Origin of the sequence: Pseudobacteroides cellulosolvens ATCC 35603 = DSM 2933 (assembly GCF_001262605.1) — a bacterium.
GTDB lineage: Bacteria > Bacillota > Clostridia > Acetivibrionales > DSM-2933 > Pseudobacteroides > Pseudobacteroides cellulosolvens.
Genome location: NZ_LGTC01000001.1, coordinates 4,069,462 through 4,083,176 on the forward strand (window position 1 = coordinate 4,069,462; position 13,715 = coordinate 4,083,176).

Annotated in this window: 13 protein-coding genes and 1 pseudogene; 10 read left to right on the plus strand and 4 right to left on the minus strand. The window is 36.5% G+C overall.

Going from position 1 to position 13,715, the window contains the following annotated elements:
* Positions 1-317: 317 nt before the first annotated feature.
* Positions 318-2,492 (plus strand): dockerin type I domain-containing protein, encoded by a 2,175-nt coding sequence (locus Bccel_RS16590; protein WP_036945397.1) that lies wholly within the window; start codon positions 318-320, stop codon positions 2,490-2,492.
* A gap of 202 nt (positions 2,493-2,694) precedes the next feature.
* Here the strand turns inward: Bccel_RS16590 and Bccel_RS32625 are convergent, their stop codons facing one another.
* Both Bccel_RS32625 and Bccel_RS32145 read right to left on the minus strand, forming a co-directional pair.
* Entirely contained in the window at positions 2,695-2,841 is a 147-nt protein-coding gene (locus Bccel_RS32625) for a DUF4291 family protein (RefSeq protein ID WP_207642414.1), read from the minus strand.
* 40 nt (positions 2,842-2,881) lie between these two features.
* Positions 2,882-3,022 (minus strand): DUF4291 family protein, encoded by a 141-nt coding sequence (locus tag Bccel_RS32145; RefSeq protein ID WP_160317741.1) that lies wholly within the window; start codon positions 3,020-3,022, stop codon positions 2,882-2,884.
* 119 nt (positions 3,023-3,141) lie between these two features.
* Here Bccel_RS32145 and Bccel_RS16600 point away from each other — a divergent pair, with 119 nt between their 5' ends.
* Together Bccel_RS16600 and Bccel_RS16605 are read left to right on the plus strand one after the other, a co-directional pair.
* Positions 3,142-3,654: a transposase gene (locus Bccel_RS16600; RefSeq protein ID WP_036945395.1), complete on the plus strand. Its 513-nt coding sequence runs from the start codon at positions 3,142-3,144 to the stop codon at positions 3,652-3,654.
* Positions 3,651-4,709 carry an IS3 family transposase gene (locus Bccel_RS16605; RefSeq protein ID WP_036945393.1) on the plus strand — a complete coding sequence of 353 codons (1,059 nt, stop codon included), beginning with the start codon at positions 3,651-3,653 and terminating at the stop codon, positions 4,707-4,709. Before Bccel_RS16600 ends, Bccel_RS16605 begins: the two co-directional genes overlap by 4 nt.
* A 444-nt stretch (positions 4,710-5,153) precedes the next feature.
* Here Bccel_RS16605 and Bccel_RS16610 read toward each other — a convergent pair whose 3' ends face one another.
* Both Bccel_RS16610 and tnpA (Bccel_RS16615) read right to left on the minus strand, forming a co-directional pair.
* Complete coding sequence (locus tag Bccel_RS16610; RefSeq protein WP_036945392.1) at positions 5,154-6,359, minus strand: hypothetical protein; 1,206 nt, start codon at positions 6,357-6,359, stop codon at positions 5,154-5,156.
* Positions 6,360-6,530: 171 nt separating this feature from the next.
* Positions 6,531-6,896: an IS66 family insertion sequence element accessory protein TnpA gene (tnpA, locus tag Bccel_RS16615; protein WP_036945390.1), complete on the minus strand. Its 366-nt coding sequence runs from the start codon at positions 6,894-6,896 to the stop codon at positions 6,531-6,533.
* A 354-nt stretch (positions 6,897-7,250) separates the two neighbouring features.
* Here tnpA (Bccel_RS16615) and tnpA (Bccel_RS32630) point away from each other — a divergent pair.
* The 7 genes and pseudogenes from tnpA (Bccel_RS32630) to Bccel_RS16650 form a co-directional block, all read left to right on the plus strand.
* Positions 7,251-7,556, plus strand: a pseudogene (tnpA, locus tag Bccel_RS32630) (IS66 family insertion sequence element accessory protein TnpA); the annotation flags it as partial.
* Positions 7,553-7,795, plus strand: coding sequence for an IS66 family insertion sequence element accessory protein TnpB (gene tnpB, locus Bccel_RS16625; RefSeq protein ID WP_082225155.1), 243 nt, complete (start codon positions 7,553-7,555; stop codon positions 7,793-7,795). The pseudogene tnpA (Bccel_RS32630) and the gene tnpB, both read left to right, overlap by 4 nt.
* A 118-nt stretch (positions 7,796-7,913) precedes the next feature.
* Positions 7,914-9,167, plus strand: coding sequence for a tyrosine-type recombinase/integrase (locus tag Bccel_RS16630; RefSeq protein WP_050753566.1), 1,254 nt, complete (start codon positions 7,914-7,916; stop codon positions 9,165-9,167).
* Between the two features lie 44 nt (positions 9,168-9,211).
* Entirely contained in the window at positions 9,212-10,147 is a 936-nt protein-coding gene (locus Bccel_RS16635) for a tyrosine-type recombinase/integrase (protein ID WP_242857024.1), read from the plus strand.
* Positions 10,144-11,172: a tyrosine-type recombinase/integrase gene (locus Bccel_RS16640; protein WP_050753567.1), complete on the plus strand. Its 1,029-nt coding sequence runs from the start codon at positions 10,144-10,146 to the stop codon at positions 11,170-11,172. Before Bccel_RS16635 ends, Bccel_RS16640 begins: the two co-directional genes overlap by 4 nt.
* 321 nt (positions 11,173-11,493) lie before the next feature.
* Positions 11,494-13,098, plus strand: coding sequence for an IS66 family transposase (tnpC, locus tag Bccel_RS16645; RefSeq protein WP_050753568.1), 1,605 nt, complete (start codon positions 11,494-11,496; stop codon positions 13,096-13,098).
* Positions 13,095-13,370, plus strand: coding sequence for a hypothetical protein (locus Bccel_RS16650; protein WP_050753569.1), 276 nt, complete (start codon positions 13,095-13,097; stop codon positions 13,368-13,370). Before tnpC ends, Bccel_RS16650 begins: the two co-directional genes overlap by 4 nt.
* Positions 13,371-13,715: the final 345 nt, after the last annotated feature.

The window sequence follows — 13,715 nt, forward strand, 5'->3', positions numbered from 1 at the left end:
CCAGCTATTATATTTCCAGAATATCCATATATTTCTCCAGTTAAAGTTGATATTCACCTCTTAGATTTATTGTAATCCTCTGTAAAAACTATTTATCCTATTTGGTACTTTGGAATTTCCAAAGCTATCAAATTTTAATAGAACTTCCATTTTACCTATATTTGATACTATACAAATTAAAACAGCTATTTACTTAACTTATTTTGAATGTTAAAATTTACTTAACATAAGATTCCATAAAGCAAATTGAGACATTAAAAATTAATAATTGCTTTTATATTGAAAGTTAATTATTGTGAATTTATAGGTGGATTGAAATGAAAAACAGAATTTTAGTATTTTTTTTGCTTTTTTCAATAGTTCTTACTCAGATATCTTCAAACTGCTTTGCACAAGATATAGTTGAACAAAGCTCTAATCAATTTAAATTTAAAGCTGTTTCTGCCGGTTCAAGCTTTTCAGTGGCGTTAAGGGAAGATGGGTCTGTCGTTGCCTGGGGACGCAATAATTATGGTCAGTGCCAAATTCCTGAAGGTTTAAAGGGTGTAAAAGCTATTGCTGCTGGTGAAAAACATGTGGTAGCATTAGAAGAAGATGGAACTGTTGTTGCCTGGGGAGATAATAGCATTGGACAGTGTAATATCCCAGAAGGATTAACAAATGTAAAAGATATTTCAGTTGGATTTAATCATACAGTAGCATTAAAGGAAGACGGAACCGTAGTTGCTTGGGGAAGGAATTTTAATGGTGAGTGCAATGTTCCAGAAGGATTAACAAATGTAAAGGCTATTGCTTCTGGCGGAGAATTCACTGTAGCATTAAAAGAAGATGGAACACTAATAGCTTGGGAAAGAAATGATAGAAATCAGTGTCAAATTCCGGAGGGATTAACAAATGTAAAGACTATTGCGGCAGGATTTGCTTATACACTGGCATTAAAGGAAGATGGAACAATCGTAGCTTGGGGATCAAACAATAGTAAACAATGTGATATTCCAGAAGGATTGACTAATGTAACGGCTATTGCTGCCGGTTCAGACCATTCAACAGCATTGAAAGAAGATGGGTCTGTTGTTGCTTGGGGTAGAAATGATTTAGGTCAGTGCGATATTCCTAGTGGATTAAATGACATAAAAACTGTTTCTAATGGCTATCACCATACAGTAGCATTAAAAGAAGATGGCACTATTGTTGCTTGGGGTTCTAACTTTGACGGTGAATGCAATAACTTAAGAGAGCTATTAGATGTAAATGTTATATCTTCTGCAGATTATCAAATACAAGCAATAAAAAATGATGGGTCCATTTTTACTTGGGGATTTAATAATGGCATGCCAAAAGGATTATCAAATGTTAAAGAAATTACAGGTGGTTATAAACATACGGTTGCATTGAAAAAAGATGGGACTATTGTTGCTTGGGGGGAAAATGATTATGGACAGTGCAATGTTCCGGAAGGATTGACTAATGTAAAGGCTATAGCTGCTGGGGATTATCATACAGTAGCATTAAAGGAAAATGGGACTGTTCTCGCTTGGGGTTTTAATCTTGACGGACAGTGTAATGTTCCAGAAGGGTTAACCAATGTAAAAGCTATTGCTGCCGGATTTGGACATACACTGGCATTAAAGGAAGATGGGACTGTTGTTGTTTGGGGATGGAGCGAATATAATATTTGCGATATACCAAAAGGATTGACTAATGTAAAAGCTATTGATGCTGGACAAACATTTTCAATAGCATTAAAAGAAGACGGTACTGTTATTGCTTGGGGTAATAATAATAGAGGGCAATGCAATATTCCTACAGGGCTAAAAAATGTAAAAACTATTGCTGCTGGGGGAGAACATACAGTAGTTTTGAAGGATGATGGAACTATTGTTGCCTGGGGTTTTGATTTTGCTGGGCAGTCTTATGTTCCAAAAGGATTAACAGATGTAAAGGCTATTGCTGCTGGAAATTGCCATTCAATAGCATTTAAAAAAGACGGTACAATTATCGGATTTGGTCAAAGGAATTTCCTAATGCCGATTCTCAATACTTATCATAATATTGCAGGATTTGTCTCCCATGATTTTGATGAACCTTTTGAAAACTCTACCTTGAAGGAAGGGTTTAAAGTTGAGATATTAGGAACAAATTTCTGTATTTACACTAATATTGATGGAAGTTTTAAAATATTAAATGTTCCATATAATTTTGAGGGATATACTGTTAGAATAAGCAAACCTGGTTACTTATTTAGAGATATAAAAATTGTAGACTTGTACAAAAGTATAGGTTCTATTGATTCTCCTATTTTATTATTGGCTGGGGATAATAATGGTGATGGTTCAATTAACTTTGCAGATGTAGTGGAAATAGCAAAAGTATTTAATACTAATTCAAACAATGAAAATTACAAAGCTGATTGTGATATAAACAAAGATAATTCAATAAATATAGCAGATGTTATAATTATTGCAAAACACTTCAATGAAACAAGCGGATAACTTCCAGCTCAATGGATACCAGGAAATATGTGATTAAAATAAAGTTAGAAACAAGTAACTACTTCAAAATAGCAGTTCATCGTTCATACTAAATATTCTTTTGGGATATTGATTATTGTAATAAAAAATACAAGATTAGAGTTCAAAATGAAAAACAAAATAGTATTTTTCTTGATTTTCTCGCTAACATGTTAAGTGTAACTCAAGAAAGGTCAGATTTAGTACAAATAGAGGACAAACTTAAAAAGTTCTCCAGTACCATTCCCACCATATGGCCAGTCCGTTCTATATCAATTGCCAAGATTCTATTTTGGCCTTCTTTGGATGCCCAGCCAGACCTGTACATCATCCATAAAAAGGGAAGTTTAATCTATGTCATTCTTTGAATTTTAAAGTAAGTAACCGAATGTTCCTAGTTTTATTGCTTCATCTGCTATTTGGTTGTTGTAAGCTTGATATATTTTAATTGTTCTTTCATTATACTGAGCAAGTATTAATTTACTATTTATAATTTTTTCATTTTTATTCAAATATACTACCTCCATACAAATATAGATAGAATAGGTTTCCATTGTACCCCCCCTGTGTTAGGATAGTTGTCGTGTGAGGGAAAATATGATAACCTCGTACAGAAGGAGTTATAAATAATATGAGAAAAAGAGTAACGACAACTTACACAGAAGAACAAAAGGAAGCTTTATTAAAACGCATGTTGCCTCCGCAAAATACACCTATCACGGTTGTCTCTGAGGAAACTGGTATCAGCAAATCAACATTGAATACATGGAAAAGAAAAGCTCAGGACGGGAAAAATGGAACCTCTCAAGCCTATAAAGTCGGCAAAGATTTGTCATCAAAGGAGAAGTTCTTAATCGTAATGGAAACATATTCAATGCCCGAAATAAAGCTGGCTGAATATTGCAGAATAAAAGGCCTGTATGTTGAACAAGTAAAAAAGTGGCGTGAAACCTGCATGGTAGCTAATGGGCAGGAGAATGAAATCTACAAAGATCTTAGAGCTGAATTGCAGGAAGATAAGAAAAAAATTAAGATTCTTGAGAAAGATTTAAATAGAAAAGAAAAAGCTTTGGCAGAAACTGCAGCGTTATTGGTACTAAGAAAAAAATTAGGAGCGATTTTTGGGGACCAAGAGGAAGAATGATCAGCACCCAGAATCGCGTTACAATAATTGAGCTGATAACTGAAGCAGTAGAAGCAGGAGCCAGGATAAGTCCATGTTGTAATATTGTTGGGATTACAATAAGAACTTACGAGAGGTGGATTTTCGGAGGAAATATTAATATAGATCAAAGACCTTTAGTAAAAAGACCTGAACCTAAAAACAAACTTAGCAAGGATGAATATGAAAGTGTATTAAAGGTGTCAAATCTTCCGCAATACGCTGACTTGCCACCTTCCCAGATAGTCCCCTCAATCGCTGACAGAGGTATATATATAGCCTCGGAATCTACCTTTTATAGGATACTACGACATGAAAACATGCAAAATCACAGGGGCAGAAGCAAGTCCCCAGGAAAGGCTAAAGAACCTGAAACACATATAGCATATGAACCCAACAAAGTATGGACTTGGGATATTACATACTTAAACACAAGCATTAGAGGTAGATACTACAAACTCTACATGATAGTTGATATTTTCAGCCGCAAAATAGTTGGTTGGGAAGTCTGGGAAGATGAAACAGGAGAACATGCCAGTGAATTAGTTGAAAAAGCAGTAATTGCAGAAAATGCAAGAAATAACCTATTAGTACTCCACTCTGACAATGGAACTCCTATGAAAGCCTCCACGCTAAAATCAAAGCTTGAATTGTTAGGTGTAATGGCTTCTTATTCAAGGCCAAGGGTAAGTAATGACAATCCATATTCAGAGTCACTTTTCAGAACCTGCAAATACAGGTCTAATTACCCCTCAGAAGGATTTAGTGACATAGAAGAAGCACGGAAATGGGTAATGGAATTTGTAGAATGGTATAATAATATTCATTATCATAGTGGTATGAACTTTACAACGCCAAATTCAAGGCATACAGGGGTTGCAGGAGAAATAATGGAAAACCGAAAGAAGGTGTATACTGCAGCTAAGGCACTACATCCTGAAAGATGGTCAAAAGGAATTCGAAACTTCTATTTACCAGAGTTTGCAGCATTGAATCCAATTGATGAAGAGAAAACTAAACTAAAATCAATAGGTTAACTGCTAATAGAATTAAGCAGTGCTTTGTGGCGACGATTGCTGTAAAAAAGATTTAATAAGTGCGGTTTATAATGAGGAGTTCCTGTATGATAGCCTGTCAAGGCGTTAGACGCCTTTCCCTCATTGTTCATTCTCCAGAGACATTCCTCGAGGGATAGGAGGCTGACCGCTTTGGCTAACTATTCATATAGGGGAGGCTTGTTGTAAACTGGATTCTTGTAAAATGTTTTTCCGCCTGAGGAGCCAGACATAATATTTATGAAATTTGAAGTAATCGGGAGAAAATGAGAGAAATGAATTTTCTTAAAAGCTATATAAAAACGCATAATATTTAAAAAGCTAAATTGGAATATTGAGCTAAAACAATCAAATATGGGACTTGACCAAGGAATTCGGCAAGCAAAATATTTATTTTGTTTAATCAAGCAAATCAAGCAATTAATTTTAGGAATCATGATACACTTTGCTCGAATGTAAAACCTTTACACGACAACTGCCTTGACAAACGTCGAAGCTATTAAAGCCTTTTTTTAAAATATAATCACAAAGGTTGAAAACGCTATACTTGTATGATCTTACAGTACTATGTTCATGGAAACTTCTAATAAGCCAGCCGAAATAGCTCTCAATTGCAGATTTGCACCAATCTGGATAACATGACATCCGATCAATCTTTGGAAAATACTTGTTATTAAATAAAATCTTTTCACCAGATATGTATTCACCTAAGACTGCTAATACTCTACGCCATGCCAGACAGCTGTTACCTATTACTGGAGTTATAACGTCATACCAGATGGAAGCAATCTCAGGATTATAGTTTAGATCATTTATTGATAAGAACACATATAAGGTGCGTATTGTATGACTTGCGTTTTTTAAGCTAGTGTAGGAATAACCATTATTATGATACAGTTCATTAATTGCTTCTAAATATCCTATCATTTCATCTGCACTACAAACTGGCTTGGATTGGCTTAGATACCGTATTCTCTCAATCTGTTTTGAGGAAAAACTTTGGATAACAGCTACATATGGGAATACATCTTCATCCAAAATCATGCTATACGCTGCAGGGCAAAGTCTCTTTTCTTTACAGAAATCAAAGAACTGTCGTGCATGACTAAGTAATATATATCTTGTGCCTTTGTTACAGTGAAAGCCATCTGCATATAAGAAAAGAAGATCATTATAGGATACCTCCTGAATATTTGAAGCTCCATGCTCATAGATTATTAATAAAATATCTGAAGCATATGTTTTTGCATTCTTTAAAGAACTCTTTGTATAATCTTGACTTCTAATCTCAAGATATGTATCAAGCAATTCTCTCCAAGAATTAGGAAGCTTGTCGTAACAGGGTTTAATTAGTAGTAGATGATCATTGATAACAGTCCCTGTTGCAATGAATTCTTCTAGTTGCTCCATATACTTCCAATAAACGTTAAAAGCCTGCCTAGTTTGATCTTTTTTTACTATCTTCATTAACCAGTGCCTAATAGTTTCGTGTGATAAAGATCTTTCCTGTTTTTTAAGATACGTGCCGAATTCCATATAACAAGTCTTATGAGACCTACGGCTAGACCAGCATACTTTTCGCTCTTTAAGTAGTTTCTGCAAGCCTTCTACATATTCATAATACTGATTCATAGAACCACCTCCTGTTTTTGATGATTCTATTATCCTATGTTACGACATTATTATCCTCATCTTTTTAGCAACCAATCCTTCGTTTTCAACCTTTCACTAAAAAGATGAGGATAATAAAAAGATAAGCATAATCCATATGCAATATATATACGATCAAAACCAGTAGCATCATTAAACATGGTGAATTACCTTTAGGACAGCCTCTAGTAATTTAGAACTGGTTTGATTCGCAAGTTCCAACCGGTAATCACCAGTACTTATAACCAAACCCGGTCTGAACATATCTGATTGAGAAGTTTCTTTATGACAAATATGAATCGGAAGTTCTGCAAAAACGGTTGGTTGTTCCTTTTCTGGTGCTTGTGCAGATGTACACAGCTCTTCTCGTACCCTCCGTTGCCAATAAAAAAATTGTTTTTCATCTACATTGTTTTCCTGACACCATGCCTTTACAGTCATACCACTAGTACGACATTCCCGGACAATGGGTGTCCATTTTGAAAGAAGGTATTGATGTTTTACTTTCCTGGTATCCATCTTTAAATTCTCCTTTAAGGTTTTTCTAGTTTACTTGAAAAACTCTTACGAGTTATTAAAGTAAACTATTATAGAAGAATTTTCTCATACATCTTAGCTCTTTGCGAGGTACTCATTGTTTACCGTTTACGCTTAACATAATGTTCAGTATACATTATTGATCCTATTCTATTGTTTATTGTTTTGTAAGCGTAAATTACATCATCACATAGTATAACAAGTACAAAGCTGATATAATCACGAATGATTAGGTTGAAAAAGTCTAAAAAGTAATGAAACTTTTTCAACCAGAAATGGAGTGATTGTATGAATACACAAAAAGTTGCAGAATAATATCGATTATCACAATGGGCACAAGTAATTCAGGCACAACAGGAAAGTGGGCAAAGTATCAAGGATTTCTGTGAGTCTACAGGCATACGCAAAAACAAATACTTTTACTGGCAAAAGAAGTTACGAAGTGAGGCTTGCACTGAGCTTGCTAAGGCTGAAGAGTCAAGAAATATTGTGCCAAGCGGATGGATGCAGCTGGAATCTAAACAAATGCAAGACATAAAAGAATCTTTGGATATTGAAATTAATGGCTTTCATATAACTTTTACGTCCGAGACCAATACTGAACTTCTAAAAAAAGCTTGTTGTACACTGAGGTCGCTATGATAAGATGGAGTGATAAATCTGTATATCTCTGTTGTGGCTATACCGATATGAGAAAATCCATTAACGGTATGACGATGCTGGTAAAGGAGAGTTTTTCCTTGGATCCTTTTGATGATGCACTATTTGTTTTTTGTAACAAAAGCAGAGACAGACTGAAGATCTTGGAATGGGACGGCGATGGATTTTGGTTGTACTTTAAGCGTCTGGAACGAGGTTATGTTAAGACTTTCGTTATGTAAAGAAAAGCACAAGAATGAAATGTTTAAGCGGAAGTCTTAACGTATATCTTTACATAATAAACTAAATATTGTAATCATAAGTCATCGCAATAAATAAAAAACGAGGAGGCGTTGATTTATGCAAACTGATGTGAAACGGTTGATTGAATTATGCCGTGAAGAACTGGAAACTAGGGATTATAGCGAAGACTATAAATGCCGTATTTCCAAGGCATGGGACACTCTTGTGGAGTGGATGGATACCAATCATGTATCAGAATTCGATACGGATGTGGGAAATGCTTTTTGTGATAGAAAAGTTGGTACTCATCTGCCGAACAAAGACCTTATCAAATCTCAAAGGGTTTATGTCAGGGCTATCAGGATGCTCATATCTCATCAAAATGAAGGGAGCATCGAAGACCATGCTCCTAAAACAGAGCACGTTTTTTTAGGAGCACTAGGCGACACTATAAAGCAATATATTGATTACATGGCAAATGTTCTTAAGAGAAAGAAGTCGACCATTAAAGGCAATGAATACTGCTTGTTCCTGTTTTACACTTTTCTAAAATCTCATGGGTATGAAATAAAAGACATCAATTTTGACATTATCGAGGATTTTCATCATGAACAGGGATATTCAATGAATACGCTGCATACCTGTGCAGGGATAATCCGTCGATTTCTGAAATACTTATACGAGTCATGTAAAATTGAAAAGGACTATTCGATTTATGTGGTTCCGGACAACTATCGAATCAGGGAAAGTAAGCTTCCCTCTGTGTATACCGAAGAAGAAGTTCGGAAAGTTTTGTCGTCCGTTGATCGTTCTTCCATTATCGGGAAGCGGGATTATCTCATTCTTATACTTGCTGCTGAATATGGCTGGAGAAATGGCGATATCCGCCATTTCAGGTTGGATCAAATAAATTGGGACAAAAATGAAATCTGGTTTTATCAAGACAAGACCGATGTACCAGTATCATTTCCGCTTCTCGCATCTGTTGGGAATGCTATTATTGACTATTTGAAGAACGGGAGGCCAGCCACATCTGTGTCGGAAGTAATACTGTCCGTCAAACCGTCGAGAAAATCCATGCCTCTATCGGCTCAGGCTGTCAGTCACATCGCAGCAATGTATTTTGGGAAATCAGGGATATCCTCATTAAATGCCCGTCACAGGGGAACACATGCATTTCGCCATAGCCTTGCGTCAAATATGCTTAGAAAAGAAGTTCCTCTACCAGTAATTAGCGGTGTTCTTGGTCATAGCTCTACAGAAACAACAAAGATTTATCTTAAAGTGGATTTTAAGCAGTTGAAGAAATGTGCCATTCCCATGCCGGAAAACAACTCTCCTTTCTATAAAAAAGGAGGAATCTGGTTATGAGAAAGATAAACCCATATGTACTAAAGTCTGTTTTCGCCGATGAAATGCGGAACTACCTTGACATAAAAGTATCCCATGGCTTTCAGATGACAAGCTATTTTTATCAACTGAAGATATTTGATCAATTCTGTATAGAACGAGGTATAACTTCTCCGGTATTCACAATGAAGGATGCTCATGCCTGGATACAGGCAGATGGCGATGAAGGAGATAGAAGGTATTGTGGTCGTCTCAGTATTGCAAAAAACTTTCTCACTTATCTTAACGCTAAGAATTATGATGTGGCAATACCTGACTCTGTACCGTATAAAGGTTCGGATTTTAAGCCGCACATTTATACGGATGATGAAACCACACGGTATTTCAACGCAATCGATCGTTATTATACGGCAAGAGCTAAAATCAATTCGATACAGTTTCCTGTTATGTTCAGGCTTTTTTATTGCTGCGGAACAAGGCTGAACGAAACCTTGGGCATTCGGTTAAAAGATCTCGATCTTAAAGAAGGGATCGTCCGCTTGTGTGAAACAAAGAACCATAAAGAGCGATTCATTGTATTGGGTGACGACCTCTTGGAACTGATGATTGCCTATGCGGACAAGTATTTTTATCAGCTTGACGGAGATGATTTTATTTTCAATTCAAGAATAGGTTCCCGTTACAGTAAAGATAGAATCTACACCATACATAGAGAGACGTTGCAGTATGCTGGAATCCCCTATTTAGGAGACAAGGAAGGTCCTCGAATTCATGACTGGCGCCATACTTTTGCGGTTAGGTCGTTCAAGAGGATGATTGATTCCGGGATGGATATGTACACTTCCCTCCCAATCTTAAGCACCTATCTCGGACACAAAAGCATCTATGACACTGAAAAATACCTCCGTCTCACGATGTCAATATATCCTTACATTGAGGAGAAATGCAGGTGTCAGATGGAGTATGTATTTGGAATTGTGGAAAGGGGTGATTTCAGATGAAGAACACAGATTTTGCTTTCTGCCTTAATAAATTTTTTGTCAGATACCTCCCAAGCGTAAAAGGGAGCAGTCCTTCAACGATTGATTCCTACAGGTACTCATTCATAAATTTTCTTGAATACTTACAGGAAACATCGAAAATCAAAGCAAATAAAATTAAGATAAGTGACCTCTCTTATGAAAACGTGTGTGGTTATCTAGATTGGCTTGAAGAATGCAAGCACAACGGGCCTAATACCAGGAATCAGCGACAGGCAGCCATAAACTCTTTTGTAAGATTCCTTATGATGGAGCAACCGGAATATATGAATGAATATCAGCGTGTTTTGGCGATTCCTGTCAAAAAAATCCTTCGGCCGGAAATCTCATATGCAAAAACAGATGGCATAAAGTTGATGATGAACCTGCCAGATGCCACAAGTGCCATGGGATTGAGGGATTATGTCATTCTGGCAATTCTTTACACTACCGGCATAAGGGTAAGCGAGTTGATTTCCATTAAGGTCAAGGATTTATCTTTATATGAACCAGAGACGCTGCTGGTTCATGGAAAGGGCAATAAATACCGATACGTTCCGCTAATGAAGTATTTGATCCCTTCAATCAATAGGTATCTCGATGTACTTGGATACAATCGACCAGGAAGGGAAAATGAATGGCTTTTGAAAAATCATATGAAAAAGCAATTTACACGGCAGGGAATAAACTACATAGTTTCAAAGTATACATTGCTAGCAAGGTCTCAGAATCCGGGCTTGGTTCCGAAAGATTTCAGTCCTCACAAGATAAGGCATAGTTCAGCTATGGGGCTTGTGGATGCTGGTGTCGATCTTATCTATATCCGCGACCTGCTCGGACATGTCAGCGTAAAAACGACGGAAGTCTATGCGAAAACAAATGCACAGCTAAAACGCAAAGCAATAGAGGCAGCAGGAAATGAAATAATACTAGATGAATTGCCTGAATGGGAATCAAATACCGATTTAAAGTCATGGCTGAAAAGTCTTGGCACGCGTAAAATCTGACATCTATTATGTAAAGATATATGTTAAGACTTCCGCTTAAACATTTCATTCTTGTGCTTTTCTTTACATAACGGAAGTCTTAACATAACCTCGTTTACGTAAAGATTAACGTAAACGAGGGCGTTTTCGCTGGCCTGCTGAAGGAAATGACAAAACCATGATTCTTAATGCTAACGAATTGACTTGTCTGATTGACGGTGCCAGATTAGAAAAAAAGCTTAAGAGAAAAGAGGTTTTTGAACGAGAAATATCTTAAAAATATTCTATCGAAATATGCCTTAAAACCTTGGAATTATGCGGGTTTTGTGGTATAATTCTCTTATGAAAACAAAAGAAAATCCAACAGAAAATTTCATCAGAATAATAAAAGAATTAAAGGAAGAAAACGAGCAACTAAAGCAGCAAAACCAGTGGCTGATGGAGCAGTTTCGTCTTTCAAAGCATAAGAAATATTGTGCATCTAGCGAACATAACACAGTAGACCAGATGTGCCTTTTCAACGAAGCAGAAGCGACTTCAGATTTGACTATATCACAACCTGGGTTTACTGAGGTGAAGGCTTATCATCGCAAAAAAAGCCGCTTAATAACTGATAAACTTCCTGACGATCTACCTATAGAGGTAATTGAACACGAATTGCCGAAAACAGAGCGTTTCTGTCCGGAATGCAGCAGCGAGTTGCATGAAATGGGAAAAGAAACACGTGAAGAAATAAAGATTATTCCTGCCAAAGCAGTAATTATACGCCATGTACGATACGTTTACTCTTGTCGGAAATGTGAAAGCACCTCTGATCATGTACCGATTAATAAGGCGGATATGCCTGAGCCTGTTATAAAAGGCGGATTTGCTTCTCCAGATACAATTGCCCATATTGCATCACAGAAATTCATGATGGCATCGCCATTATACCGACAAGAGCAGGAGTGGAAGCAAAATGGAATCATGCTTTCACGCCAAACTATGTCTAATTGGCTCATCAAGGCTTCTGAGGACTGGCTGGAGCCAATATATCTGGTGATGAAACATAGATTGTGCAAACATGATGTACTTCATGCAGATGAAAGTGCTATACAAGTGCTAAAAGAACCGGGAAAAACGCCACAGTCAAAGAGTTACATGTGGCTGTTCCGAACCAGTGGAGAGGCAAAGCACCAGATTGTGATTTATGAATACCAACCAGACAGGAAGCATATACATCCACAAAAATTTTTAAAAGATTTTTCTGGATATATCCACGCAGATGGATACGATGGGTATCATAAATTACCGGAAAACATTATGGTAGTTGGCTGCCTGGCTCATCTGCGGAGGAAGCTTTTTGATGCGTTGAAAATCTTGCCAAAGGACAAACAGTCTGGTTCAAATGCTGCCAAAGGAGTAGAATATTGTGATAAGCTGTTTCATCTCGAGAAACAGTTTGCTTCGTTGTCCCCAGAAAACAGGCATAAAGAGCACGAAAGGCAGTCCAAACCTCTGATAAATGAATTTTTTAGCTGGATGGAACAATTGAATGCATTACCAAATACACTACTTGGAAAAGCGGCATATTATGCAAAGAGCCAACGAAAGTATCTTGAAAGATATCTGCTTGATGGCAGGTTGGAAATTTCAAACAACCGTGCAGAACGGAGTATAAAACCTTTTGTTATCGGGCGCAAAAATTGGCTTTTTTCCAATACACCTAACGGTGCAAAGGCAAGCGCAATTTATTATAGCCTGATCGTGACCGCAATCGAAAACAGCTTAAATCCATTTGAATATTTATCATGGATTCTTACAAACGCTCCTAACCTTGGAAAATCAGGATATGTAACAAAAATTGAAGATTTATTGCCTGGCAGCGATAAAATACCATCCAACGTGTTTATACCAAAACCAAAAGGAACAGCACCCGAAAAATATGCATGGGAGGAAGACAAATGAGTTACAAAAAGCACACTTCATTTATGGTTGAATTCATCTCTGATTTCGTAAATGGTGAAATAGAGCGTTATTTTTTTGATTTGGATTATTCTGCTTATGTGATAGAGCATTTTCCTCATATGGAGCTTGAGGACGCCAGATTTGCAGACTGGTTTGCCCATACAATAGATCAGACATATGAGCGTGGAACTGATCTTGGTCTACCAGATGAAGAGTTTAGGGTTGAAATATCTAAGGCTCTGGATGAATGGCTTGGTAGGAAAAGATATTGATATTATTTAATTGAGATGCCTATATGTCTGCTTGTATTTGACGCTTACATTGTTTTACATTGAATGTATACGTTTAATAACTTGGTGTATAGACTAAATTATAAGGCCATGAGATAATACCCTAAAAATTAGTTTAGAGCCTTCAAAATTTTTAATTTATATTGCAGGATGAAATCCGGATTTATGTTTATAACAACACCAATATATTGGAGCCTATTTTTTTGGTAGTTTGAGAATACCATATAATATAGAAATTAATATATTATCAGTTAATAAAATATCAGAAAAACATATAAAAAACTGTGAGAATTTGAAAGATGCAATGAATAACCTTTTAAGCAAGAA

Coding starts and splice junctions, on each gene's coding strand:
- Bccel_RS16590 (WP_036945397.1), top strand. CDS start 318: ATGAAAAACAGAATTTTAGTATTTTTTTTGCTTTTTTCAATAGTTCTT.
- tnpC (WP_050753568.1), top strand. CDS start 11,494: ATGAAAACAAAAGAAAATCCAACAGAAAATTTCATCAGAATAATAAAA.
- Bccel_RS32625 (WP_207642414.1), bottom strand. CDS start 2,841: ATGATGTACAGGTCTGGCTGGGCATCCAAAGAAGGCCAAAATAGAATC.
- tnpA (WP_036945390.1), bottom strand. CDS start 6,896: ATGGATACCAGGAAAGTAAAACATCAATACCTTCTTTCAAAATGGACA.
- Bccel_RS16650 (WP_050753569.1), top strand. CDS start 13,095: ATGAGTTACAAAAAGCACACTTCATTTATGGTTGAATTCATCTCTGAT.
- Bccel_RS16640 (WP_050753567.1), top strand. CDS start 10,144: ATGAAGAACACAGATTTTGCTTTCTGCCTTAATAAATTTTTTGTCAGA.
- Bccel_RS16610 (WP_036945392.1), bottom strand. CDS start 6,359: ATGAATCAGTATTATGAATATGTAGAAGGCTTGCAGAAACTACTTAAA.
- Bccel_RS16630 (WP_050753566.1), top strand. CDS start 7,914: ATGCAAACTGATGTGAAACGGTTGATTGAATTATGCCGTGAAGAACTG.
- Bccel_RS16605 (WP_036945393.1), top strand. CDS start 3,651: ATGATCAGCACCCAGAATCGCGTTACAATAATTGAGCTGATAACTGAA.
- Bccel_RS16635 (WP_242857024.1), top strand. CDS start 9,212: ATGCGGAACTACCTTGACATAAAAGTATCCCATGGCTTTCAGATGACA.
- tnpB (WP_082225155.1), top strand. CDS start 7,553: ATGATAAGATGGAGTGATAAATCTGTATATCTCTGTTGTGGCTATACC.
- Bccel_RS16600 (WP_036945395.1), top strand. CDS start 3,142: ATGAGAAAAAGAGTAACGACAACTTACACAGAAGAACAAAAGGAAGCT.